This is a genomic window from Achromobacter sp. JD-1 (genome assembly GCF_038594925.1).
GTDB classification, from domain to species: Bacteria; Pseudomonadota; Gammaproteobacteria; order Burkholderiales; family Burkholderiaceae_B; genus Achromobacter; species Achromobacter spanius_C.
In genome coordinates, this window is record NZ_JBCGCS010000005.1 from 156,074 (window position 1) to 180,702 (window position 24,629).

Genomic DNA, 24,629 nt, shown 5'->3' on the forward strand with positions numbered 1-24,629 from the left:
CCTGACGGGGCCTGGTTCAACCTGCTAATCGGACCTCTTGATTATCGTCACGCTTGGGTGACAACCCCATGGGGCGGGGGCAACGCACGGCTTTCGCCGCTCCGTTTACACGTTACCAGCGGCGATCATACCGGTGATCGCGCCCGCCATCAACCGCCCGCCAGCACCCGTTTCAGAAATGGCGCCGTGGCGCCCTTGCCGCTGCGGCTGACGTCCGCTGGCGCGCCTTCGGCCACGATGTGGCCGCCGTCTTCGCCCGCGCCGGGGCCGACGTCGATCATCCAGTCGCTGTTAGCGACCACGCGCAGGTCGTGTTCCACGACCACGACCGTGTTGCCCGCGTCGACCAGCCCATGCAATTGCGCCATCAGCTTATCCACGTCGGCCGCGTGCAGGCCGGTGGTGGGTTCGTCCAGCACGTACAGGGTGTTGCCGCGCTGGCTGCGTTGCAGTTCGGTGGCCAGCTTGATGCGCTGGGCTTCGCCGCCAGACAGTTCGGTCGCCGGTTGACCCAGCCGCAGGTAGCCCAGGCCGATCTCATGCAACAGGGACAGCGGGCGCCGCACCGCGGGTTCTTCGCTGAAGAACGCCAGCGCCTCGTCCACCGTCATCGCCAGCACCTGGGCGATGTTGCGGCCGTTCCATTCGATTTCCAGCGTCTTGGCGTTGTAGCGGCTGCCATGGCATACCGGGCACGGCGCGTACACGCTGGGCATGAACAGCAGTTCCACGTGCACGAAGCCTTCGCCTTCGCAGGTGTCGCAACGGCCTTGCGCCACGTTGAAGGAAAAGCGGCCCGCGCCATAGCGCCGCGACTTGGCGGCGCGGGTGTCCGCAAATAGTTTGCGCACGTGGTCGAACAGGCCGGTGTAGGTGGCCAGGTTGGACCGGGGCGTACGGCCAATGGGCTTCTGGTCCACGTTGACCAGGCGCTTGATGGCGTCGGCGCCCGCGTCGATGCGGCCGGTCGTGCGCGGCGGGCCATCGGCCTGGGGCAGATCGCCATCGGCTTCTTCCGCCACCGGTTCCTGCCCCAGATGTTCGCCGATCAGTTCAACCAGCGCCTGGCTGACCAGGCTGGACTTGCCCGAGCCCGACACGCCCGTCACCGCCGTGAACGCGCCCAACGGAAAGCGCGCATTGATGCCGTGCAGGTTGTTGCGATGGATGCCACGCAGCGACAGCCAGCCCGAGGCCTCGCGCACGGCGGCCCTGCCGGCCGGCGCCGGGTTGAACAGATAGCGCGCGGTCAGTGACGCCGTCACCTTTTTCAAGCCTTCCGGTGGGCCGCTGTACAGCACCTGCCCGCCATGCTGGCCCGCGCCCGGCCCCACGTCCACCAGCCAATCGGCGCGGCGCAGCGTGTCCAGGTCATGTTCGACCACGAACAGGGTATTGCCCGCGTCCTTCAGTTGGTCCAGCGCGCGGTGCAGCGCCTGTCCGTCGGCCGGGTGCAGGCCGGCCGAGGGCTCGTCCAGCACATACACGACGCCGAACAGGTTGGACCGGATCTGTGTGGCCAGGCGCAGCCGTTGCAGCTCGCCCGGAGACAGCGTGGGCGTGGCGCGGTCCATTGCCAGATAGCCCAGGCCCAGCGCCTGCAAGGTACCGATGCGTTCGACCAGGTCATGCGCGATGCGTTGCGCGGCGATGCGCTTTTCCGGCGACAGGTCGGGCGTGCGGCGCACATCGGTGCTGCCCGTGTGCGCCAAGCCGCCGGCCGCCACGCGGCGCGCGTTGTCCTTGCGGGTGGTGGCGCGGCTGCGCGCGGCGCCCGTGGCGGGCGCATCGAACTGGCCGCGCGCGGCCGGGGCCAGCACCTCGGCAATCCGCGCCAGGGGCAAGCGCGACAAGCTGCCGATGTCCAGGCCGGCGAACGTCACGGACAAGGCCTCGGGCTTCAGGCGGCGCCCGTCGCACACCGGACAGGCCGCGCCCGTCATGAACCGCGCCACGCGCTTTTTCATCATCGCGCTTTGGGTCGTGGCGAAGGTGTGCATCACGTAGCGGCGCGCGCCCGTGTAGGTGCCCATGTAGCTGGGTTCCTGCTTGGCGCGCAGGGCGGCGCGCGTCTCGGCCGGCGTGAAGCCCGCGTAGACGGGCACCGTGGGCTGCTCATCGGTGTACAGGATCCAGTCGCGGTCTTTCTTTTTCAGGTCGCGCCACGGGATGTCCACGTTGTAGCCCAGCGTGACCAGGATGTCGCGCAGGTTCTGACCGTGCCAGGCGGGCGGCCAGGACGCAATGGCGCGCTCGCGGATAGTCTTCGATGGGTCGGGCACCATCGACGCCTCGGTCACGTCGTACACGTAGCCCAGGCCGTGGCAATGGGGGCAGGCGCCCTGCGGCGTGTTGGGCGAGAAGTCTTCGGCGTACAGCATGGGCTGCTTGGCCGGGTAGGTGCCGGCCCGCGAATACAGCATGCGCAACATGCTGGACAAGGTGGTGACGCTGCCCACCGTGGAGCGCACGTTGGGCGTGCCGCGCTGCTGTTGCAGCGCCACCGCGGGCGGCAGCCCTTCGATGGCGTCGACATCCGGCACGCCCACCTGATCGATCAGGCGCCGCGCATAGGGCGACAGCGATTCCAGATAGCGCCGCTGTGCTTCCGCGTACAGCGTGCCGAACGCCAACGATGATTTGCCCGATCCGGACACCCCTGAAAACACGACCAGCGCGTCTCTGGGAATATCCACATCGACGTTCTTCAGATTGTGTTCACGCGCGCCGCGAACGCGGATGCAGGCGTTGGCGCGGAGTTTGGCGGGGGGCTTTCGTGGGCTCATCGAGCCATAGTAAAGGACAGCCCCCGCCCCAATCCAGACCCGGAATCAACCCATCCGCAGGTCAGCGGCCTGGCGCGCCAGGTCCAGGTATTTGCGGCGCAGGATCTCTTCCGCCTGATCGCGCGGGTCCATCGGGTCGTTCTCGGTTTCGTCCAGCTTCGCGGCCTGCACCAACGACAGCAGGTTGCGCGAATTCGATTCGGACGACGGCGTGAAGGACTGGTCGACCTGCTTGCCCTTGATGAACTTGGACACCTGCGTGCTTTGCGTGCGCGATTCGTTCAGCGTTGCCGTCGCCAGCACGCCCTCCTGATAGCCCACGTCCGTCTTGCTGCTGGTGGTGTCATGAATCTGGAAGTACAGGTAGTTCTGCGACTTCTCGTCCTGGGTCAGCGCCAACTGCACGTCGGGTGACAGCGACCGGTGATAGCTGGCCGTCAGCGCGGACTGTTGCGTTTGCGAGACCGCCAGATCCCAGCCCGCCTTGCCCGACACCTGGCTGCTTTGCGAGGCCTGGAACGAAAAGCCGTCCAACTCCTTGGGGCGCGCCGGGTTGATGGCGTCTCGCACCTGCTCGATCGACGCCGAGAAATCCGCCAGGCCAGACAACAGGCTGCGATGCGCGTCGGCCGCGGGCAGGCGGCGCGTGGTGGTGTCCGCCGCCGGAACCTGCGCCGCGCCGTAGCTGGTGTGCATGGCCGAGAACACGTCCTTGAACGTGCCCATCAGCGCCTCATCGCCCGAGCCCCGACGCTGGGCGCGGTCAAACTGCTGCAAATACTTGGAGACGGCGGCCGACTGTTGCTCGGCCGAGCCCAGCGTAACCGGGCGGGTCAGGTCCAAATCCACCTTGACCACGCCCATGACGCTGGACACGGTCAGACTCTTTTGCTTGGCGTCCGCCTGAAAGTCGACGGTCTGCTCAGCGCCGTCCACCATGCGGGTTTGGCGCAGGCTGATCGAAGACAGCAAGGGAGAACTGCCGTTGGCCAACTTCGTCAGAGACCAGCGCGGCGGCTCTTCGGCCAAGCCGTCCAGCGCGTCCTGGAAGGCGCCCGACAAGGCAGCGATGGCGCGGCGTTCGTCTTCGTTCAATTCCCCTTCGGTCACGTCGATCTGCACGGCCATGCCTTCCTTGCCGCTTTGCAGGGTGACTTGCACCTTGACGCCGCTGGCCGTGTCGATGCGCAGCGACACCGCGTTGTCAGGCTGAAGGTCGGCTTCCGACAGCGGGCCGGCTTCGGCGGTGGCTGACGCCGCGATGCGCGTGGCAGGCATCCACTGGGAATGGCTGGCGCCTTCGGTGCGCAAGCGGTTCAGCACCGCCGCGCCCACCTCGGCGAACGGGCTGACGCGGGTGCGCGCGTCCACGCTCTTGGACATCGCAACGGCCAGGGCATCGGGCACGGTCCCCGTTTCGTCGTAGACCGAGCCGGCTGTGGTGGAAACGCCTTGGCCCAGCATCACGACCGACGATTTCGCGGAACCGGCCGCCTGGGCCGGATCGACGGCGGGGTTGACGATTTGCCCCGCGCGAATGACGGTAACGGGCGTGCTAAGCGGGGCGGCGCTGGTCGCGCCTGCCAACGAGCTGATGACGGTCATTGAGCATCCACATTGGGCAGCGTCTGCCCGGGTTTTGTCTACATTCTTGTTAGAGCTTCTAACGTGTTAACGGCAGGCCCGAACAAAAATTAACCACGCCCGCGCATTGCCCGCGCATCCGATGCGGCCCGGCGTCAAACCTCGTGGCGCGCCAAAAACTCACGCACCGCCTCCAGCACCACCGGCTCGGTTTCGCGGTGCGGTACATGGCCGCAGCCCGCCAGCGGCAGCATCCGCGCCGGCCCGGCCGCCAGCGCCGTGAGCTTTTCAGGATGACGCATGGAGCCGTACTCGTCGTTTTCGCCGTGAATGGCCAGTAGCGGCTGGCTCACGCGCGGCAGGGTCGCGTCCAGGTTCCAGTCGGCGAATTCAGCCGACTGCCAGGTGTTTACCCAGGCATCCAGCACCCACTGCGCCTTGTCGCCGTGATAGCGCTTCAGGCGTTCCAGTTGGGCGGGGTCCTGGAACTGTTCACCGGCTTCGCGGATGCCGGCCAGGGTGCGGTCTTCCACGAATTCCTGAGCGGATTCGGTAATGACGCCCACGCAGCGTTGCGGGAACGCCGCGGCAATCGCCACCGCCATCCCGCCGCCCACGCTATGGCCGAAGGCGATGAAGCGCGACAGTTGAAAGTGGTCGGCCAGCGCGGCAAAGGCGTCCTCGGCCTCGGCGTAGACAAAGTCGGCGCGCAGCGTGCCGGGGTGCGGGTCCGACTGGCCGAAACCCAGGCGGTCGTAGGCGATGACGGCGCGGCCCGCGGCCTGGGCCAGATGGGCCGGGAAGTCGCGCCACAGGCCGACGCTGCCCAGGGAATCATGCAAGAGCACGATGGGTGTGTCCGCGCCCGGCCAACGGCGGGCGTGGATACGGCCGTGGCGGGAGGGAATCATTGCGTCCTGGGGCGTTGCGGCGGCGGCGTCGGCCATCTTCATCCATCCTTGGTTCGATCTCGGTAGACGGATTCTGCTGCCTAGCGCGCCGCCGGGCAACTCCCCGGGGTGGGCCGAGCCGGCCCCGGGGCTACTTTAGAAGGCGGATCTGGGGGGTGCTCCGGCCGACGCTCTGGGGGGATTGCGCTGGCGTATTGCCCTTATGCCGCGTGCCCCAACGCCAGCCTTTGATTCCCCATGTTTTGATTGCCCTGCCCCTGTCCCTGCACATCGCCACGCAGCTTGAACAGCCCCACCGTATCCGCCAGCACGCGCGCCTGGTCGCTCAGCATGGCCGAGGCCGCGGCGGATTCCTCCACCAGGGCCGCGTTCTGCTGCGTGGCCTGGTCCATGTCGGCCACGCTGCGGTCGATCTGGCTGATGCCCACGCTTTGCTCGGTCATCGCGCCGTGGATTTCATTGACCAGACGCTGCACGCGGGCGATGCCGTCCACGATTTCGCTCATGGTCGATCCCGCCGCCTGCACCCGCTCGGTGCCGCTCTTCACGTTTTCCACCGAGGCCTGGATCAACGTGCGGATCTCTTGCGCGGATGCGGCGCTGCGTTGCGCCAGCGTGCGCACTTCGCCCGCCACCACCGCAAAACCTCGGCCCTGTTCGCCGGCGCGCGCGGCTTCCACGGCGGCGTTGAGCGCCAGGATGTTGGTCTGGAAAGCGATGCTGTCGATCACGCTGATGATCTCGGTAATGCGCTGCGACGACTGCGATATCGCGCTCATCGTGGTCACCGCGTCCGTCACCACCTTGCCACCGCGCTCGGCGGCCACGCTGGCTTCCGTGGCCAGGCGCTTGGCGTGCTCGGCGGCTTCTTCTGTCTGGCGCACGCTGGAGGTCATCTGCGTCAGCGCCGACGAGGTTTCCTGCAAGGAACCGGCCGACGTCTCCGTGCGCTGGGACAGGTCGCGGTTGCCCATGTCGATCTCGCGCGTGGCGGCCGACATCGAATGCACGCCCGCGCGCACGTCCAGCATCACCTTGCTGATTTTGTCGACAAAGGCGTTGAACGACGCCGAAATCTGCGCCACTTCGTCGTGGCCCACCACGGCCAGGCGGTGCGTCATGTCGCCGTCGCCCGAGCCGATGGTGTCCATGGCGTCGCGCACGGCCGACAGGCGCTTGAAGGCGCGCGACGTCACCACGCTGGCGATGCCCACGGCCACCAGGGTCAGCACCACCAGCGAAATCAGCGTGGCGTTCAGCACTTGCGTCAGGCCGGCCGTGGCTTCGGCTTGGTCCAGCGCAATCACCAGCGACCAGTCGGTGCCGGGAATGTGGCGCGCCTTGATCAGCTTGGGCTCGCCGTCCAGGCTGACGGTGATGGGTTCGGCGCCGTCGCGCGCCATGGCAGTCAGCGCGGCGGCGGTCAATGCCGGGGCCACGTCGGTGGACGGCTTCAACGCCAGCTTGTCGTTCACGTGCGAGATGACCTGGCCGTCGGCCGCCACCACGAACGCCAGGCTGGACGGCGTGGGGCGGATGGCGCGGATGATGCTCTGGATGCCGTCCAGCGGCACGGCGCCGCTCAGCACGCCCGTGGTCTGCCCGCCACGGATCATCGGGGCGGTGAAGGCCACGTAGAGCTTGCCGGTGCTCGAATCGCCATACGGCTTGGTGACGGTGAGCTTGCCCGCCGCCACCGCGCTCTTGTACCAGGGCCGCGCGGTGGGGTCGTAACCAGCGGCGGTCTGCGTGGTTGAAAAAAAGGTCTTGTCCGACCAGCCGATGGTCGAAACGGGAAAGCCGTTGGTCTCGCCCATCAGCTTGGTCAGGCCACGCGGGTCGCCTTTTTCGACAACGGCGGCGGTGGCGGTCACGGCCTGGGCCTTGTCGTGCGACCAGCGCTCGATGGCGCTGGCATTGCCCGACGCGATGGCGTCCAGGTTGCCCGAGATGGTCGCCATTATGTTGCTGCGCACGATCTGGTAGGTGGTGATACCCGACAGCACCAGTGCCCCGACGACGGTAAAGCAGGTGATCAATAAAATGCGGTTGCGCAACGAGGTGATTTTCATTCTTGCCTTCTGACTGCCACGACCCATGCCGGACGGCACAGGGATGCGGCCGCCAGGCAATACACGAAACCGACAGCCACGTTGGGCTTACGGCAAAGGCGGCGGAACCTTTAGCCAGACGCGGCGCAATCGGTATTTAGTCGTGGATGGCGGGCGCCGCGTCGTCCTGGGCCACGACCGCCACGGCGGGGCGCGACGCCAGTTCTTCCAGCAGATCCGCCGACGGCACGAAGAACAGCCCACCCGTCACGGCGCGGCTGTAGTCCAGCAAGCGGTCGTAGTTACCCGCCGGACGGCCCACGAACATGTTTTCCAGCATCTGCTCGATGGGTGCGGGTGAACGCGCGTAGCCAATGAAATACGTGCCGAATTCGCCCATGCCCGCGCGGCCGAATGGCATGTTGTCGCGCAGGATCTTGATTTCCTGGCCGTTCTCTTCCAGCGTGGTCAAGGCGCTGTGGGACGACGCCGGCTTGATGTCGTCGTCCAGTTCCACGTTGGACAGCTTGTGCCGCCCGATGACGCCTTCCTGGCTTTCCACGGTCAGCGCATTCCACGCGGCCATGTCGTGCAGGTACTTCTGCACCAGCACGTAGCTGCCGCCCGCGAACTCGGCGTCTTCATCGCCGATGACGGTGAAATGCACGGCTTCGCGCCCCTCGGGGTTTTCGGTGCCGTCGACAAAGCCGATGATGGCGCGGCGGTCGAAGTAGCGGAAACCGTGCACTTCGTCCACCACGGTCACCGCATCGCCCAGGCCGTCCATCAACAAGGTCGCCACTTCAAAGCACAGGTCCATGGAATCGGCGCGGATGTGCAGCAGGATGTCGCCCGGGGTCGACACGGCCACGCGTTCGCCGTCGCCGAAGACGCGAAACGGGTGCAGGTTGGCCGGGCGTGGCTGGCCGAACAAGGCGTCCCAGGCGTTGGCGCCGAACGCGCACACACAGGACAGGTTTTCCAAGGGCGAACGCGTGTTCACGGTACGCACGCGGGCCGCCACGTCTTCGCACCAGCCGCGCACGGTGGCGGCGGCGTCGGCGCCGGGGTTGAGCGTGGCCACGATGAAGATGGCGTGGCGCGTGGTGGGGCTGTGGACGGCTTGGGGTTCAGGCGGGAAGTCGGGCATGGGAAGGCTCAATGGGCGAGGGGACACCGCCGAAATTGTATCCGGCGGCCCTGGCGCCTTCTTGAACGATTTAGCGCACCATTGAACGATTTGTCGCTGCCCGCCCCGCTACCCGCCCCGCTGTCCCCCGCCTCGCCGCGGGGTTCAGAAGCGGTACATCACGCCCACCGAGCCGAACACATTGGTCTTGCGCTCGGTCAGCGGGCTGTCGCGCGCGTCGCCCAGCAAGGTGTTGACGCCCAGGGTGGACACCGTGCTCCAGCTTGGGTTGATGCGATACGACCAGGTCGTGAACAAGGCCGCCGACTTGAAGCCGGAAGACGGCGAGTACGTCGACAGGCCTTCGCGGCTGCGCGCGGCTTGCGATGAGGTCACGCCGAACCAGGTCTGCATGGCGTCGTGATTGGCCCATTCCGTGCTGACGCCCACCTGCACCGTGTTCTGTTCGGTCTTCAGCGCCGCGTAGGACGCGCGCAGTTCCAGCGTGCCGCCATAGCCGCTGCGCGCCGCCTGCTTGTAGCCCGCGCCCAGCGAATAGCGGCCCGGCCGCCATTCCACATAGGCCCCGTAAGCCGCGTGGAACTTGATGTCGTCCAGGCCTTCGGTGCGGTCGGCGTCGTCGGCCTTGCGCCCCAGGCTCAAGCCCACGAACACGCCCGCATCCAGGTCGGGCGCCAAGGACGTCTTCAAACCCATGGCGGGCAGGCCCATGCGGGGGGTGATGAAGAAATTGCCGGAATGGTAGTTGATGAGCGGCACGGGCAGCGCGCGATATTCGCTGGACCCCTCATAGACCGGAATGGCTCCGACCCCTAATCCTATGCCGTTCGTGGCCTGCGCCTGCGCCGCGCCAGCGCCGCCAAGCACCGCGCCGGCCATCAGGCCTCTTGCTACTATACCCATCCGCATCAGGGCTTCCTTTCGTTCATGACATTGGCCGTGGGCAAGCGCCCCGGGATTGGCCTGCATTGTCCTGATCAACTTTTAAAATTTCTTTAAGACCCCGCCGCGCCGTGCCTGACGGCGCTCTGGAGCGTGCGTGCGTATCCTGCTTGTCGAAGACGACCCCATGCTTGGCGATGCCTTGCGCGCGGGCCTGGCCGAAGATGGGGCCGATGTGGACTGGGCACGCACAATGCCTGAAGCGCAACTGGCGCTGGTGGACCACGGCTATCAAGCCGTGCTGCTGGACCTGGGCTTGCCCGCCGGCAGCGGGCTGACGCTGCTGAAGACGCTGCGCGGCCGGTTCGACACCACCCCCGTACTGATCATCACCGCGCGCGACCGACTCAGCGAACGCATCCAGGGGCTGGACGCGGGCGCCGACGATTACCTGGTCAAGCCGTTTCAACTGGATGAGTTGCTGGCCCGCCTGCGCGCCGTGCTTCGGCGCAGCAGCAACAGCGTGGTGTCCGCGCTGCGTTGCCGCGACGTGGTGCTGGAACCGGCCGGCCGCGTCGTCAAGCGCGGCGGCCAGGAAGTCAGCCTGAGCGCGCATGAGTACCACACGCTGCTGGCGCTGATGCAGCGCATGGGCCACACCGTCAGCCGCGACCAATTGGAAGTGGCGGTCTATGGCAGCAGCGGCACCATCGAAAGCAACACCGTGGCGGTGTACATCCATCAACTGCGGCGCAAGCTGGGCGACGGGCTGATTGAAACGCAGCACGGGCTGGGCTATCGCATGGTGGCGGGCGCCGCGCCATGATCACGCTGCGCCGCCGCTTGGCGGTCACCCTGCTTCTGGCCATGCTGGCCACCTGGCTGATTGTGTTCCTGCTGATCTATATGCAGCAGACGCGCGCCGAAACCGGCATGTTGGACCAAAGCGTGCGCTACGGCGCGCAAAAGGTGCTGCTGTCGCTGCCCACCAGCCTGCTGCAAGCCGAGCCCTTGCACGAAGAAGACCGTTTCGACCTGCCCGCGTCGTCGAGCTTCGACGGCGAAACCTCCAACTTTCAGGTCTGGTCGCTGGCCGACAAGCGGCTTATCGTGCGCTCGCCCACCGCGCCCGATACCCCCATGGTGCAGAGCTTTGAAGACAGCTTCCAGGACGTGATGGTGCATGGCGAACCCTGGCGCGTCTATGCCTTGTCGGATGCGGATGGGCTGGTGCAGGTGCAGTTCGCCAAGTCGGTCGATCAATTGCAGGACGACACCGTGGCGCGCATGTGGAGCGGCCTGTGGTTTTTCACCGCGCTTTTCCTGGCGCTGACGGGCTTGACGTGGCTGGTGATACGCCGCGCCTTCCGCCCCGTGGACCCCGGGCGAGCTGCGGCCTTTCATCGGCGCCATCAACGGCTTGCTGGAACGGCTGTCGGCATCGCTGGACCGGGAACGGCGCTTTCTGGCCGACGCGGCGCACGAACTGCGCACGCCGCTGGCGGCGCTAAGCGCCTATGCCGAGCTGGCCTTGCGCAGCGACACTGAAACGGCGCGCAACCAGGCAGTGGAAAAACTGCGCGACGTGGCGTTGCGCACGTCGCGCCTGGCCGAACAGTTGCTGGAACAAGCGCGCATGCAGGCCCAGGACGAAAGCGAGATCGAGCCCGTGCCGCTGGACCACCTGGTGCAAATGATTGCGCGCGACAGCGAAGTGCTGGCCAATACCAAGCGGCAGCGCATCATCCTGGACACCCACGCCACCTCCCTTCCCGGCAATGTCGACGCGTTGGGGGTGCTGGTGCGCAACCTGCTGGACAACGCTTTGCGCTACACGCCGGAAGGCGGCTGCGTGAAAGTCAGTTGCGGCCCACTGCCGCAAGGCGGCGCGCAACTAAGCGTGGCGGACAACGGACCCGGCATTGCCGTCAGCGAGCGCGAGCGTGTGTTCGACCGTTTCTACCGCGTGCCCGGCGCCATCGAGCGCGGCAGCGGCATCGGTTTGTCGCTGGTGGCGCAGATTGCCGCGTGCCACGGCGCGCGAGTGGAATGGGGGCCGGGACTGGATGGCCGGGGTATAGGAATCACCCTCAATTTCACCGGGATCCGGCCGGCCCTTCGGGTATAGTCTGGAACTCTTCGCTGCCCCCCCAGGAACCCTGCGCCACCATGACCAGCGCCCGCGACCTTGTCTATGCGGAACTTCGCCGCCGGCTGATGTCGGGCGTGTTCCTGCCCGGTGAACGGCTGCGCGAAGAACACATTGCGGCCGAGCTTGCCGTCAGCCGCACGCCGGTGCGCAGCGCCATCGAAAGGCTGGTGGCCGATGGCCTGGTCAAGCGCGAAGGCCGGCGCGGCGCCGAGGTGCTGGGCTGGGTGGACCGCGACATCAACGAGGCGTTCGACTTGCGCCTGCTGCTGGAGCCCTATGCGGCGCGCACCGCCGCCGAACGCGCCACGCCCGAACAGATCGAGCAGCTTGAACAGATCAACCAGCGCATGCTGGACGCGGTGCAGTCGGACGACGCCGACAAGGTGGCGCGCGTGCAGCACTGCAATAACCTCTTTCACCACGCCCTGCTTGACGCGGCGCAATCCGCGCGGGTGCGCAACATGGTGGAAAACCTGCTGGACATGCCGATCATCATCGGCTCGTTCTATTTCTATACACATGACGATATGCTGCGCAGCGTGGAACATCACCGGCAGATCATCGCGGCCCTGCGCGCGCGGGACGCGGCTTGCGCCGAGATCGCCATGCGGTTTCACCTGACGGCCACGCACCTGCTGTTTCGCAGCCAGCGCAAGCCGCCGGCGGACACGTAGGGTTGGCCCCTTTTCCTGAAGTCTTCTATGTATTCGCCCCAGATTCTTGTTGCCCTGTTCGTGCTGCTGCTTGCCGTGGCCATTCCGCTTGCGACCATCGTGGTGCAGTTGTTCCGGCTGGCGCAATGGGCGTCACAAGGCGACCCGGCCACGCGCGGCGAGCCCCCGCGCTTCACCGGGCCGGTGCTGGCGCTGCTGTTCAGCACGCTGGCCGCCAGCGATTTCACGGCGCTTGAGCCGCTGCGCAGCATTGCCGAACACAACCCGGTGCCGCTGGCCGCGCGCGCCTACTTCACCGTGGCGATGCTGGTGCTGGCGGTGCTGTCGTGGGCCTACGGCGGCGCAGTGCTGGACCGGCTGCTGCGCCGCCTGGGGCTGAAGCGGGACTGAAGCCCAGGCCTTCACCCGCTTATTGATCAGGGCCCAGCGCTTACGGCTTCCAGCCCTGCGCCTGCATCCGCGCGTCAATCCACGAGGTGTCCAGCGTGCCGGCGGCAATCTGCGCCATCATCCGTGCTTCGACTTCCATCTTGGCCGTGGCCGCTGCATAGATCGCGTCCACCTGCTCATACGGCACGCACAGCAGGCCGTCTTCATCGCCCAGGATCAGGTCGCCCGGCGTGATCGTCATGCCGTCCAGCGCAATCACCGTATTGATCTCGCCCGGGCCGTCCTTGTAGGGGCCGCGATGCGTGATGCCGGCCGCATACACCGGAAACGAACCCCGACGGATGGCGCCGCAATCGCGGATGGCGCCGTTGATCACAATGCCGGCCAGACCGCGCGTTTGCGCGTAGGTCGTCATGATTTCACCGATGATGGCGTTGGTGAGGTCGCCCCCTGCGTCCACCACCACCACGTCACCCGGCTGGGCCAGTTCCAGCGCCTTGTGCACCAGCAGGTTGTCGCCGGGGCGCGTGCGCACCGTCAGCGCGGGGCCGGCCAGCGAACTGCCGTCGTGCATGGGGCGCAGGCGCGCCCCGCCCGCCGTCATGCGCCACATGCAATCACTGATGTTCGCCACGGGAATGGGGCGGAATTTTTCAACCACATCACTGCTGACCGCACGCGCGCGCGGGTGGATGTCAAAGCCGATCATGGGGTGCTCCAGGTGCTGTCGATGTGGGCTTATTGCTTGGGAATGCCGGCTTCCTGCACGACCTTGCCGAAGATGTCGTGGTCGGTGCGGTGGCGCTTGGCCAGGTCGGCAGGGGTGCCCGCCATGACGCTGTAGCCGGCGGCTTCCAGCTTCTTCACCAGTTCCGGCTTGGCCTGCGATGCGTTCAGCGCCTTGTTCAGCGTGGCCACCACGTCGTCGGGCGTCTTGCCCGGCGCCATCAGCCCCCACCAGATGGTCTGGTTGATGGACTTGAAGCCGCTTTCAGCGAAGGTGGGCACATCGGGCAAGGCGGGCGAGCGGGCGTCCGCCACCACGGCCAGCGCGCGCACCTTGCCGCCACGGATCTGCGGCAACAACGATGCGACGGAACCCGTGTAGAGGTCGATGCGGCCGCTGGCCAGATCGGGAAACGCCTGCGACCAGCCGCGATACGGCACGTGCATCAGTTCCATGCCGGCCGCCTTGCGCCACAGATGGCCGATCAGGTCGCCGCTGCCGCCGATACCGGGAATGCCCAACGACACTTGGCCGGGGCGCGCCTTGGCGGCCTTCACCACGTCGTCCAGGGTCTTGTAGGGCGAATCGGGCACCACCACGAATACGCTGGGTGACGACGCCACCAGGCCGACCGGTTTGAAGTCCTTGAAGGTGTCGTAGCTGAGCTTGTTGTAGAGCCACGGGTTCAGCACGATGTTGTCCGTCTGCGCCATGACCAGCGTGTGGCCGTCCGGCTTGGCGCGCGCGGTGGCGTCCAGCGCCAGGTTGCCGCCCGCGCCCGGCTTGTTTTCCACCACGATGTTCCAGCCGGTGTCCTCTGCGATGGCGGTGCCGATCATGCGGGTCAGCGTGTCGGTGCCGCCGCCGGGCGGAAAGGGCGAGATCAGCGTGATCGGGGCCGAGCCCATATCGGCCGCGCCGGCCGCGGCCGTCGAAACGAGCAGCGTGGTCGCGACCAGCAGTTTTTTCAGGGATGTCATTGTCTTCCTCACTATTTTGTTTGGGATGGTTCGGGCGGCCCTCTTTGGGGCCGGTCCTGGGATCTTGAATACTTAAAAGCTCTGGTCAGGACGTCCGCGCAAGCGGCGTCAGCCAGGCCAGGCGCGCTTCAACCGAATCCGGCACGTTGAACGAGCCGGCCTCGCGCGCCGCTTCGATGCCCTGGGTGGTGCGCGCGAAGAGACGCTCCACGCCATCCAGCACCAAGGGCTGCAAGCCGGCTTGCACCAGTTGTTCGCGGGCTTCGCGCACTTCGGCCAGACGACGCGGCGCATGCAGCACATGCGAGCGCACGAAGGAATCCACGAAGGTGGTGAGCGGCGTGCGGTCGATGTCCGACAGCACCTCGTACAAAGACGCGCGCAGGCCCATGCTTTCAGCGGCCACCATGCATTCGACGGCCAGGCTTTCCATGCCCTTGGTCATGATGCTGCGCAACAGCTTCAGGCGAACCGCATCGCCCGCCTGCCCGGCGATGGCCTGGGCTGGCGCGCCGCAGCCGGCAGTGAACGCCACGACCGCTTCCGCCCCCGTTCCGGCGCAAAGCAGCGGCGTGCGCGCGCCCAACAGCGCGATGGCGCCCATGATGGCAACGTCGGTGTAGGGAATACCGGTCGACGCGGCAACGCTGGCCGCCGCGCGCATGTCCGCTGCGCTGGCCGTGGTGAAGTCGGCATAGGCCGCGTCCTGGCGCAGATGCGGCAAGGCCTGCCGGGCGACGGCAAGCGCGGCGTGCCCGAACACGGCCGAGACCACGATGTCCGCCTCTTGCAGCCAGGGGCCCGGTTCGGCGTACAAGGCGCTGCCGAACGACTGCGCGCGCGCCTGCATCGGGGCGTCTTGCCGCAGTTCGCAGATGCCCACGATCCGGTGGCCACCCGCCACCCAGGCCTCGGCATAGCAACTGCCCACTTCCCCACAACCGATCAATGCGATTTTCATCATCGTAAGTACATTAAAAATACATACGGCGTTATAACGCACGGAAAAGGCCGGAATATACCCGTGTAAACCCGTGGTTTTGAACAATGAAAGTACATTAAAAGTACAAAACAGGCATCAGCACGGCGGTAGGCAATTGCTGGTAGTCTTGCCCCAGCCGCGTGGCCCCGCCGCCGCGCCCGCCTACCCTTATTCCCAAGCGAGTCCTCCATGACCTACCCCCTGTACGACGCCTCCGTTCCCGTCATCAAGCAGATGCTGTCCGCCTTGTCCGACGTGCTGAAGAAGGCCGAAGCGCACGCCACCGCCAAGAACATCGACGCGGCCGCCTACCTGGGCGCGCGCCTGTACCCGGACATGTTCCCGCTGTCGCGCCAGGTGCAGATCGCCACCGACTTCGCCCGTGGCATCACGTCGCGCCTGACCAGCACCGACGTGCCGTCCTGGCCCGAAGGCGAGGCCACGTTTGCCGATCTGCAAGCCTTGATCGCCAAGACGCTGGCGCACGTGGGCGCGTTCATGCCGGAACAGTTCGAGAAAAGCGCCTCGCTGGAAATCGTGCTGCGCCCGGGCACGCCCAAGGAAAAGAAGCTGTCGGGCAGCGCCTATCTGCTGCACTACGGCCTGCCGCAGTTCTTCTTCCACGTCACCACGTCCTACGCGATCCTGCGCCACAACGGCATCGAAGTGGGCAAGCGCGACTACATGGGTACGTACTAAGTTGGCGTGGCGGCCTCCCGCGCATCAGGCGGGGCGGCCGCTGAATGATTCAGGGTTTTCCCTGATCGAATCGGTGTCGATTCTGGTGTCGTCTGTTCGTCGTAGCCATACGACCCACTCACTTTTCAAGGCGGACACACCATGACTACCGGCACCGTGACTTTCCACCGCGTCCTGCGCGCCACCCCCGACCGCGTCTACCGCGCCTTTCTCGAGGCCGACGCCGTCGCCAAATGGCTGCCCCCCTACGGCTTTGTCTGCCAGGTCCATCAACTGGACGCCAAGGTTGGGGGCATCTACAGGATGTCGTTCCGCAATTTCGGGTCGAACCAGATCCACGCCTTCGGCGGCGAATACCTGGAACTGGTGCCCTCGGAAAAGCTGCGCTATTCCGACCGCTTCGACGACCCCAACATGCCGGGCGAGATGATCACCACGGTGACCTTGCGCAAGCTCAGTTGCGGTACCGAAATCGCCATCGAGCAAAGCGGCATCCCCGCCGCCATTCCCACCGAGATGTGCTACCTGGGCTGGCAGGAATCGCTGATGCAGTTGGCGACGCTGGTGGAACCGGACGTGTCGGAGTAAGGCCCGAGGCCCCAAGACCCCGGAAGGGGAACCGCAAAGCGCTACGACCCGCGGCCGCCCTGGAACACCATGGCCGGCCGTACCGCATCGCAGCCCCCTTCCCACTCTTTGCGCATCCGACCCAGGAAGTCGCCGTCGACACGATGTTTTTCGTCGTGCAGCACCTCTTGCATGGCGGTGGCGATGCGGTCAATGACGGCTTCCGGCTGCGCGACGCCGCACACCGTGCGGCCAAACTGCAGCAGCGCCTTACGGGTCGGATACTCCCTTTTCTTGTTCAGCTTCAGCGCCAGGGTGCGATCCGACAGAATGCGCCCGGATTGCGGATCTTCAAAGTCGTACACGCTTGTGGTCACGACGTCGAACAACGGCGCCAAGGCGGCGGGCGCAGCGCCCGGGTGGCGATACAGCAGGCCGAAATTCTTCAGATGTGCATCGCCGTTGCGCACCAGGACCGATAGCGTCACGTAGTCGAAAAAGCGGGCAAGGCTCTCATTGCGGTTCGCGCCGCACAACAGGCCGATCAGTTGCGCAATCGTCTCGTAAGAGCTCAGGTACTTTTCGCGGGCGGTCTTGCGCAACAGCACCGCCATGTCTTCAAACCCCAGTTGCTGGCCGCCATCCAGATCAAAGCGGCGCATCACGAATAGCGATCCATCATTCGACAGCCAGAAGTCCGGCACCCGGATGCCCGCTTTTTTCGCGGCGCTCATGCACAGGAACTCGTTCTGCGCCAGAAAGGCATAGTGCTCGCCGGCGGCTTTCACGATGAGATCAGGCGTGAATGGGGTCGACTTGTCGACGATGGCCTGTCCCGCCACGCCCTCCGCGTCCGGCATCAGGACCTTGGGCTGGAAACCGGAGATTCCGGACGTGAGATAAGCACTGACCAAATGGTCGAAAAGTTCAACGCTGGCCCCGCTGGCCAATAGCGTCGACAACCCGACCTCGGGGCGCAGCGGCGGCATCTCGCGCCCGGGTTCGCGGTATCGCAATCGGCCGATCTGGTTGCTGCCCGTCAACGCCAGAAGACGCATATCGTCCAGCGCCACCGCTTTGCCAAAGCGCTCCCAGAGCTTTTCGTACAGATAGCCCTCGGGGCGGTTCATCGCAAAAATGGGCGGCAATGCGGTGTCGGCATAGCTTTCGGCGCGATGCGGCATGATCAACGACACCTCGCGGTCCTGCTCGGGGTGGGTGTAGTTGAAGACAAACCTGGATTCTTTTTCCAACAAGCCCGACTCGCCTTGCGGGGTGCTGATCTCCAAACGCTTGATCTTGTCGGCCTTACTCATCGTCCAGGCGCTCCACGTCATCGTAGTTGATGCCCGCGGTGTCGATGCGTAGCCCCATGTTCAAGGCGGCAAGCGCTCGCATGATGGCATGCAGGCCGACGTTTTCGCCTTTCTCGATCTGAATGATGAGTTGGCGCGGCACACCCGCGCGCTCGGCCAGCGCAGCCTGGCTGAGCTTGCGCTGCTTGCGTTCACGCTGAAAATTCGCGCCGAACTGCGCGGGGAAAACGGCGGTGGAAAAGTACGGCATAAGCGGCATTCCTGGGCCGTAGCGGCCGGATGATGGCTATACCGTACATCTAGCGAGGGTAAAAATGTACGATAAAACAGACTTTTTTTATTTCTTTTAATCAAATGTCGGCTATTTCGTACAAATCCACCTGCTCTGAGGGTTGACTACCCGCCCCTATTTCCGCCGCCCCGCCTCAACCTGGATCTTCAGTTCCACTTCCGGCTTGAAGCCCATGTCCAGCCCGAAGTCCAGGCCAAAGTCCTTCCGGCTGAATTCCGTGGACACGTCCGCGCCGCAGACCTCGCGCTTTTCCATGGGGTGGTCGATGCACTTGAAGTCGTCGATGTCCAGCTTCACCCGGCGCGTGACGCCGCGCAGGGTCAGGTCACCGGTGGCTTCCTCGGGGCGGTCGCCGTCGAACTTGGTGAAGGTGCCCTTGAACGTGGCGGTGGGGTAGCGAGCGGCGTCGAAGATGTCGGGCGCGACCGCGTGCTTGTTCATTTCATCGTGGCCGAAGTCCACCGAATTGATGTCCACGGTGACTTCAACGGTGCCGGTGCGGGCCTGGCGGTCCAGCACCACCACGCCCTGCGATTTGTTGAACTTGCCGCGCCACGTGGACAGGCCGCCGAAGTGATCGGCTTCGAAGCTGGGATAGGTGTGCGAGGGGTCGATGTCGTAGGTGACCGGCGCGGCGGCGGCGGACAGCGACAGGGCCAGCGCGCTTGCGCCCAGCAGGGTCGGGATCAGCTTCATCAAGGTTCTCCTATTCGGCGTAGCCGGGGTTGCGGCGATCCAGGCGGCGCAGCAGGCCCGGCCAGGCCAGCGACGCCTTGTATGCGCGGTCGGCGGGGGATTCGACGGCGGCGCGCGCCAATACCTCGGGCGGAATGAAGACCAATTCGCCGCCCCCGGCCTGCGCCCGCACCTGCGCCATGCAGGCGGCTTCCAGGCGGTGCATGGCCTGGAACGCTTCGGCCATGGTCTGGCCCACGGTCAACAGGCCGTGATTGCGCAGGATCAGGTAGTTGTTGCTGCCCAGGTCGTGCACCAGGCGCGGTTGCTCTTCGGGGTTCAGCGCCAGGCCTTCGTAGTCGTGGTAGCTAAGCGAACGCAGCGCAATGAAGGCGAACTGCGACAAGGGCAGCAAGCCCGCCTTCTGCGCGGACACGGCCACGCCGTTGATGGAATGCGTGTGCAAAACACACATCGCGTCCTTGCGGGCCGCATGGATACAGCTATGGATGGTGAAGCCGGCGGGGTTGATGTCGTATTCCGAATCCATCACCTTGTTGCCGTGCAGGTCGATCTTGACCAGGCTGGACGCGGTGATCTCGTCGAACATCATGCCGTAGGGGTTGATCAGGAAATGCTCGGTGCCGGGCACCTTGGCGGTGATGTGCGTGAAGATCAGGTCGTCCCACCCGAATAGCGCCACCAGCCGATACAAGGCCGCCAGGTCGGTACGCACCTGCCATTCCGTTGCGCTGACCTGTTCGCGCACGCTGTTGCCTTGCTTGCTTACCGTATCCATCCCATCTCCAGTTTTCGTTTTGAGTGTCTTGAATCTTGGTGGCGATGCCGCCACGGGTCCGCTGAATACTGTATTAGTTTTGGACCGGTTCGGCATAGGGGCCATGCGGCGTCGTCCGTCTGATGCAAACAATTTTCCTGGCCCGCGCCCTCCATCCGCTCTGCCGCCGGGCTTTTCGCTTGCATAATAAAGGCCGCCCCCTCGCCCGGAGACCCGCCATGCCACAAGGCCCCCACCGCCGCCTGTCGGCTTTTTTCCAGTCGCACCTGGAATCGCTGTCTGGCGTGGGTTTGCTGCTGGGCACCCTGTTCTTCGCGGCCTCGCTCACCCCCACGCTGGTTCCCCGCACCCACCTCACGCAGGGCGTGCTGGCGGGCGCCTGCCTTGCGGTGGGTTACGGGCTGGGCGTGTTGTGGCATTGGCTGTGGGCGTATATGGAACTGCCCGAACCCCGGGGCCGCGCGGCGCGCATCGTCAACGCGACGATCACCCTGGCCTGCCTGGCCGTGCTGGTGTTGTTTCTGTGGCGCGCGGCCCATTGGCAGAACACGATCCGCGCGCTGATGGACATGGCGCCCGTGACCAGCGCGCATCCCTTCAAGGTCAGCGCGACCGCCTTGCTGACCTTTGCCGTGCTGCTGGCGCTGGGCCGGCTGTTCAAGCTGGTGACGAGCGCGCTGGCCGCGCAGGTGCGTCGCGTGGTGCCCCGGCGCGTGGCCAACGTGGCGGGTGCGGTCATTGCCATCGTGATCTTCTGGTCGCTGGCCAACAACGTGCTCTTTCGCGCGGCGCTGCATGTGCTGGACGCCTCGTTTCGTGAGTTTGACGCGCTGCTGGAACCCGATCGCCCGCAACCCACCGCCCTGGGCAAGACGGGCGGCCCCGAGTCGCTGATCGGTTGGCAACAACTGGGCCGGGCCGGTCGGGAATTCATTGCGTCGGGTCCCAGCGCGAGCGACATCCGCGCCATCACGGGGCGCGACGCCATGGAGCCGATTCGCGTCTACGTGGGCCTGCCCGGGGCAGACTCCCCCGCCGCCCGCGCCAAGCTGGCGCTGGCCGAAATGAAGCGGGTGGGTGCATTCAATCGGTCTACCTTGGTGGTGGTGACGCCCACCGGCACCGGCTGGATCGACCCCGCTGCGATGGACGCGCTGGAAACCCTGCTGCATGGCGACGTGGCCAGCGTGGCTTTGCAGTATTCCTACCTGTCCAGCCCGCTGTCGCTATTGGCCCAGCCCGAATACGGCTCGGAAGCGGCGCGCGCGCTGTTCGCCGAGGTCTACGGCTACTGGACGACGCTGCCCAAGGCCAGCCGACCCAAGCTGTACCTGCATGGCCTGAGCCTGGGCGCCATGAATTCCGCACGGTCGGCCGAGCTCTTCGAAATGATCGGCGACCCGATCCAGGGCGCGCTCTGGAGCGGCCCGCCCTTTGAAAGCCGCGTGTGGCGCACCATTACCGACGCCCGCAACCCCGGGTCGCCCGCCTGGCTGCCGGAATTTCGTGACGGCGCGTTCGTGCGCTTCATGAACCAGCACGGCTCGCCCGTGCCGGCCGACGCGCCTTGGGGCCCCATGCGCATCGTGTTCCTGCAATACGCCAGCGACGCCATCACCTTCTTCGACTTCCGCGACCTGTACCGCCGCCCCGCCTGGATGTACCCGCCCTACGGCCCCGACGTGTCGCCCGAACTGCGCTGGGTGCCGGTGGTGACCATGCTGCAACTGGCGCTGGACATGTCCGTCAGCACCGAGACGCCCATCGGCTTTGGCCACGTCTACGCGCCGCAACACTATGTGGACGCCTGGCTGGCCGTGACGGGCGCGCCGGACTGGACGCCAGACGCGCTGGCCAGCCTGAAGCGCCACCTGATCGCGCGCGCCCAAGCCGCCATGGACGACCGCAACGACGGCCAAGCGGCATACGAAAATCGCGGGGGATAAGGCCAGTGGACCCGACATGCCAGACGCGCTGACGTCATTCTTTCGCAGCGGCAACATGCTGCGCAGCCGCGACGTCAGCACACGCGTGCTGACCGCCACCCTGGATGTGCCCGCCCCACCGCCCCGGCTCGTGGCCGATTGGCAACGCGAGATCACGTCGCGGCTGATGCTGGACGCGGGCGACGTCGAGCAGATGCCCCTGGCCCGCACGCAAACGCGATGGCCCGAGACCGCCCGCTGCATCCAGGCCATGCGGGACTGGACGCGCGCGCTGGGCTGGCAAGACGTGCTGGCGCACAGCGACATGGCCTTGATGGCCTGCCGGGGCGCGCGCTACCACCACGACGGCGGGCAATATGGCGGCGCGGCTTTCTGCAACCTGTTCCTGAGCGACGACAAGGGGCTGGACGTGCATTTTCCGGGCACGGGACATCGCATCCCGCTGGTGCGCGGCACCGCGCTGGTCTTCGACACCTGCCAGCCCCACGCCGTGGTGCCGCGCAATGGGAGCCGCTTTGATGAAGCGGACTTTCCGGCCGACCAGGACTTGTCGCAATTGTTCCTAAGCTGGGAGCTGCCGATCGACACCCCCGCCGTGGCGCAAACGCTGGGTATACGCTTTGATGTCGCGCCGCAGGCCGCCGCGCGTTGCGATGACGAGCAGGTCTGGGTGAATGGCGCGCGCGCCGAACTGGATCCGGCTTGCGGGCAGTGGCTGGGCTAAGGGTTCGGGCCCCGCTTGCGCCCCTGCTTGCGCCATTGCCGCGGCTTGTATTCAGTGACGCATGTGCGTGCCGGCAACGTCCCTGATTTCCCTCTGCCGCCGCTGCGTGCGCCACGGGCTACGTGTCAGCCGCCGCCGCTATACTTTTCCCCACGCGGTGTTTCCGACCCGCTTTTCCAACCCTAAGTTACTTGCCGCGCAGCGCCCTCGCTGCGCCTTTTTATGCCCGCCTTGATGGACATGCCGCGCCCGCTATCCCGGGCGTTTTTCCGCACCGCCCGCCCCCTCGTTGCCGCCCTCGCCGCCGCGCTCTTTGCCGCCCTGGCCTTGGCTCCCGCTCCGGCACGGGCCGCCCCGCCCACGCTGGCCGAATGCAACGGCATCAAAGACCTGGCTTTCGTCGCCCATCTGGATGACGACCTGCTGTTCATGAACCCCGACATCGCCTCCAACGTCGAGGCGGGCGGCTGCGTGCGCGTCGTCTACCTGACCGCCAGCGACGCCGGTGAAGGCGAACCCTATATGCTGGGTCGCGAACGCGGCGTGCGCGCGGCCTACGCCTACATGGCACACAAGCCCGACGTCTGGAAGGCCGACACCGGCATTGCCGCCGGCCGCCAGATTGCGCGCTTCACCTTGCAAGACAATCCGCGCGTGCAGTTGTGGCACATGCGCTTGAAGGACCCATGGCTGGGCAAGGGTTGGGGCAGCCTGACGCCGCTGAGCCGCACGGAATCCGAACCCGGCCATGACGTCGATACGCTGGGTCCCTATGCCGAAACCTACTCGCGCGAGCAATTGGTCGACACCCTGGCCGAACTGATCCGCCAATATGCGCCAACCACCGTGCGCCATCTGGACGACACCATCGCCGTGCCGTACACGCAATTGTGCTGGCGCTGCGCGGGCCATGGGCACCCCGACCACATCGCCAGCGCAAGGCTGGCGCGCGAGGCCATGCTGCGCGTGCCCGGCAACTATGCCGAAACCGGCTACATCGACTACCCCAGCCAGGAACGCGCCACCAACCTGGCCGATTCCGAAATCGCCAGCAAGTCGGTGATCTTCCAGCACTACGCCTGGAACGACTACCACTATTGCGCCGGCCCCACCGGCTGCAAGGAACCGGCCGGCCCCGCTGCCGCCTGGGTGCAACGCGCCTATTACGTATCGCGCCAGGACATCGCGCCGCAGTTGTACCCGGACGGGCGCGGCGGATTGGTGGTATTTGCGGCGGGAGAAACCAGTGCCGCCGTCAGCCACTGGGACTCTGGCCAACGCCGCTGGCAAAGCCTGGGCGGGCGCACCACCGGCCCGGTGGTCTCGTTTGCCCATGCCGACGGCACGGCCGGCCTGATGGCGCGCGATCCGCTGGGCGGCGTGTGGGCCAACAAGCAACGCCACGACGGCACCTGGCAGGGCTGGCAAGCGCTGGGCGGCCTGCGCGTGACGCAGATTCCGGCCGTGGCGCCGCGCGGCGAAGCCGCCGCCGTGGCGCTGGGCTATGACGGCCTGCTGCACTGGATTGCCCCGTCCGGCATCGATGGCAGTTGGAGCACCTGGCAGGCCCTGCCGGCGCTGGACGGCGTCACCGGCGCACCGGCCGCCGCGCGCGGGGCCGACGGGCGCTACGTGGTCTTCGCCAACACCGCCCAGGGCAAGCTGTTCTACACCCGTCAACTGCCCGCCTCGCAAGGCAAGCAGGCCCCCTGGCAAGCCTGGCGCCCGGTAGCCGCGCCGATCACCGCGGGCGGCCTGGCCGCCATCCGCAACCAGGAAGACCGCGTCGAACTCTATTTCCGCGAACGCGGCGACAACCATCTGACCAAGCTGGTGGAAACCGGCGACACCACCGACCTGAACATGGACTGGAGCCCCCCCACCGACCTGGGCCTGCCCTTCATCGGACGCCCCGCCATCCAGGCCGACGCACGCGGCAACGTGATGCTGGCGCTCTTGGAACGCGCGGGCGGCCCGCTCTGGCTGGTCGAGCGCGGCATACCCATCAAGCTGGACGCCGACGCGGCCTCGCCGCCCGCGCTCAACATCATCGACGGCGTTGTCTATGTCGTGGCCCGCAGCGCGGGCGGCCCGCAACGCTATCAAGTGCTGTCACGCCGCAATGGCGCCTGGGCGGAACGCCTGACGCTGGACGGCGTGCCGGGCAGCGGCGGCGGCCCCTTCGCCGCGATGGCGGCACGCCCGGCCGACCTGCCCAACCTGGGCGCGAATGCCGCAAGCAATACCGTCGTGGTGCGTCCCTCGGCCAACGACAGCGGCACGCTGACGGTGGAACGCATGCCCACGCAGGCATCGCGCACCGCCACGCGCTAGCAGGAAGG

General features: G+C 66.2%; 23 protein-coding genes. 10 read left to right on the forward strand and 13 right to left on the reverse strand.

The genetic code is table 11. The annotated features are described in order from the left end of the window. Positions 1-149 precede the first annotated feature (149 nt). From WBR68_RS10420 to WBR68_RS10445, 6 genes are all read right to left on the reverse strand, one after another. Entirely contained in the window at positions 150-2,786 is a 2,637-nt protein-coding gene (locus tag WBR68_RS10420) for an excinuclease ABC subunit UvrA (RefSeq protein WP_230694115.1), read from the reverse strand. A gap of 45 nt (positions 2,787-2,831) precedes the next feature. Further along, complete coding sequence (locus WBR68_RS10425; RefSeq protein WP_230694116.1) at positions 2,832-4,391, reverse strand: hypothetical protein; 1,560 nt, start codon at positions 4,389-4,391, stop codon at positions 2,832-2,834. Between the two features lie 134 nt (positions 4,392-4,525). Further along, positions 4,526-5,317: an alpha/beta fold hydrolase gene (locus WBR68_RS10430; RefSeq protein WP_230694117.1), complete on the reverse strand. Its 792-nt coding sequence runs from the start codon at positions 5,315-5,317 to the stop codon at positions 4,526-4,528. Positions 5,318-5,481: 164 nt separating this feature from the next. Continuing rightward, on the reverse strand, positions 5,482-7,353 hold the full coding sequence (locus tag WBR68_RS10435; RefSeq protein WP_230694118.1) for a methyl-accepting chemotaxis protein: 1,872 nt from the start codon (positions 7,351-7,353) through the stop codon (positions 5,482-5,484). A 136-nt stretch (positions 7,354-7,489) separates the two neighbouring features. Next, entirely contained in the window at positions 7,490-8,482 is a 993-nt protein-coding gene (locus WBR68_RS10440; RefSeq protein ID WP_050445435.1) for a Dyp-type peroxidase, read from the reverse strand. Positions 8,483-8,626: 144 nt separating this feature from the next. Beyond that, complete coding sequence (locus tag WBR68_RS10445; protein ID WP_050445563.1) at positions 8,627-9,391, reverse strand: MipA/OmpV family protein; 765 nt, start codon at positions 9,389-9,391, stop codon at positions 8,627-8,629. 130 nt (positions 9,392-9,521) lie between these two features. Between WBR68_RS10445 and WBR68_RS10450 the strand changes: the two genes are divergently transcribed. The 5 genes from WBR68_RS10450 to WBR68_RS10470 are packed head-to-tail and all read left to right on the forward strand — an operon-like array spanning position 9,522 to position 12,580. Then, positions 9,522-10,190 (forward strand): response regulator transcription factor, encoded by a 669-nt coding sequence (locus tag WBR68_RS10450; RefSeq protein WP_050445436.1) that lies wholly within the window; start codon positions 9,522-9,524, stop codon positions 10,188-10,190. After that, positions 10,187-10,912 (forward strand): sensor histidine kinase N-terminal domain-containing protein, encoded by a 726-nt coding sequence (locus WBR68_RS10455; RefSeq protein ID WP_230694119.1) that lies wholly within the window; start codon positions 10,187-10,189, stop codon positions 10,910-10,912. Before WBR68_RS10450 ends, WBR68_RS10455 begins: the two co-directional genes overlap by 4 nt. Continuing rightward, a complete protein-coding gene (locus WBR68_RS10460; protein WP_230694218.1) occupies positions 10,863-11,492 on the forward strand; it encodes a sensor histidine kinase in 630 nt (209 codons plus the stop codon). Before WBR68_RS10455 ends, WBR68_RS10460 begins: the two co-directional genes overlap by 50 nt. Before the next feature lie 41 nt (positions 11,493-11,533). Further along, a complete protein-coding gene (locus WBR68_RS10465; protein ID WP_050445438.1) occupies positions 11,534-12,190 on the forward strand; it encodes a GntR family transcriptional regulator in 657 nt (218 codons plus the stop codon). Between the two features lie 27 nt (positions 12,191-12,217). After that, positions 12,218-12,580: a hypothetical protein gene (locus tag WBR68_RS10470; protein WP_230694120.1), complete on the forward strand. Its 363-nt coding sequence runs from the start codon at positions 12,218-12,220 to the stop codon at positions 12,578-12,580. Between the two features lie 40 nt (positions 12,581-12,620). Here the strand turns inward: WBR68_RS10470 and WBR68_RS10475 are convergent, their stop codons facing one another. From WBR68_RS10475 to WBR68_RS10485, 3 genes are all read right to left on the reverse strand, one after another. Next, a complete protein-coding gene (locus WBR68_RS10475; RefSeq protein WP_127185635.1) occupies positions 12,621-13,289 on the reverse strand; it encodes an RraA family protein in 669 nt (222 codons plus the stop codon). A 29-nt stretch (positions 13,290-13,318) separates the two neighbouring features. Further along, on the reverse strand, positions 13,319-14,287 hold the full coding sequence (locus tag WBR68_RS10480; protein ID WP_230694121.1) for a Bug family tripartite tricarboxylate transporter substrate binding protein: 969 nt from the start codon (positions 14,285-14,287) through the stop codon (positions 13,319-13,321). A gap of 85 nt (positions 14,288-14,372) precedes the next feature. Beyond that, positions 14,373-15,251, reverse strand: a complete 879-nt coding sequence (locus WBR68_RS10485) for an NAD(P)-dependent oxidoreductase (protein ID WP_230694122.1) — start codon at positions 15,249-15,251, stop codon at positions 14,373-14,375. Between the two features lie 207 nt (positions 15,252-15,458). On the opposite strand from WBR68_RS10485, the gene WBR68_RS10490 reads away from it, so the two are divergent. After that, complete coding sequence (locus WBR68_RS10490) at positions 15,459-15,968, forward strand: DUF1993 domain-containing protein (RefSeq protein WP_230694123.1); 510 nt, start codon at positions 15,459-15,461, stop codon at positions 15,966-15,968. A 141-nt stretch (positions 15,969-16,109) separates the two neighbouring features. Beyond that, positions 16,110-16,556: an SRPBCC family protein gene (locus WBR68_RS10495; protein WP_230694124.1), complete on the forward strand. Its 447-nt coding sequence runs from the start codon at positions 16,110-16,112 to the stop codon at positions 16,554-16,556. Between the two features lie 41 nt (positions 16,557-16,597). Here the strand turns inward: WBR68_RS10495 and WBR68_RS10500 are convergent, their stop codons facing one another. The 4 genes from WBR68_RS10500 to WBR68_RS10515 form a co-directional block, all read right to left on the reverse strand. After that, positions 16,598-17,851, reverse strand: a complete 1,254-nt coding sequence (locus tag WBR68_RS10500; RefSeq protein WP_230694125.1) for a type II toxin-antitoxin system HipA family toxin — start codon at positions 17,849-17,851, stop codon at positions 16,598-16,600. After that, a complete protein-coding gene (locus WBR68_RS10505) occupies positions 17,844-18,101 on the reverse strand; it encodes a helix-turn-helix domain-containing protein (RefSeq protein WP_050445445.1) in 258 nt (85 codons plus the stop codon). Before WBR68_RS10505 ends, WBR68_RS10500 begins: the two co-directional genes overlap by 8 nt. A gap of 156 nt (positions 18,102-18,257) precedes the next feature. After that, positions 18,258-18,839: a YceI family protein gene (locus WBR68_RS10510; RefSeq protein ID WP_230694126.1), complete on the reverse strand. Its 582-nt coding sequence runs from the start codon at positions 18,837-18,839 to the stop codon at positions 18,258-18,260. A gap of 10 nt (positions 18,840-18,849) precedes the next feature. After that, positions 18,850-19,617: a class II aldolase/adducin family protein gene (locus WBR68_RS10515; protein ID WP_230694127.1), complete on the reverse strand. Its 768-nt coding sequence runs from the start codon at positions 19,615-19,617 to the stop codon at positions 18,850-18,852. 218 nt (positions 19,618-19,835) lie between these two features. On the opposite strand from WBR68_RS10515, the gene WBR68_RS10520 reads away from it, so the two are divergent. From WBR68_RS10520 to WBR68_RS10530, 3 genes are all read left to right on the forward strand, one after another. After that, a complete protein-coding gene (locus tag WBR68_RS10520; RefSeq protein WP_230694128.1) occupies positions 19,836-21,563 on the forward strand; it encodes an alpha/beta hydrolase in 1,728 nt (575 codons plus the stop codon). A gap of 16 nt (positions 21,564-21,579) precedes the next feature. Then, on the forward strand, positions 21,580-22,287 hold the full coding sequence (locus tag WBR68_RS10525; RefSeq protein ID WP_050445449.1) for a hypothetical protein: 708 nt from the start codon (positions 21,580-21,582) through the stop codon (positions 22,285-22,287). 222 nt (positions 22,288-22,509) lie between these two features. Further along, on the forward strand, positions 22,510-24,621 hold the full coding sequence (locus WBR68_RS10530) for a PIG-L family deacetylase (protein ID WP_230694129.1): 2,112 nt from the start codon (positions 22,510-22,512) through the stop codon (positions 24,619-24,621). Positions 24,622-24,629 lie beyond the last annotated feature (8 nt).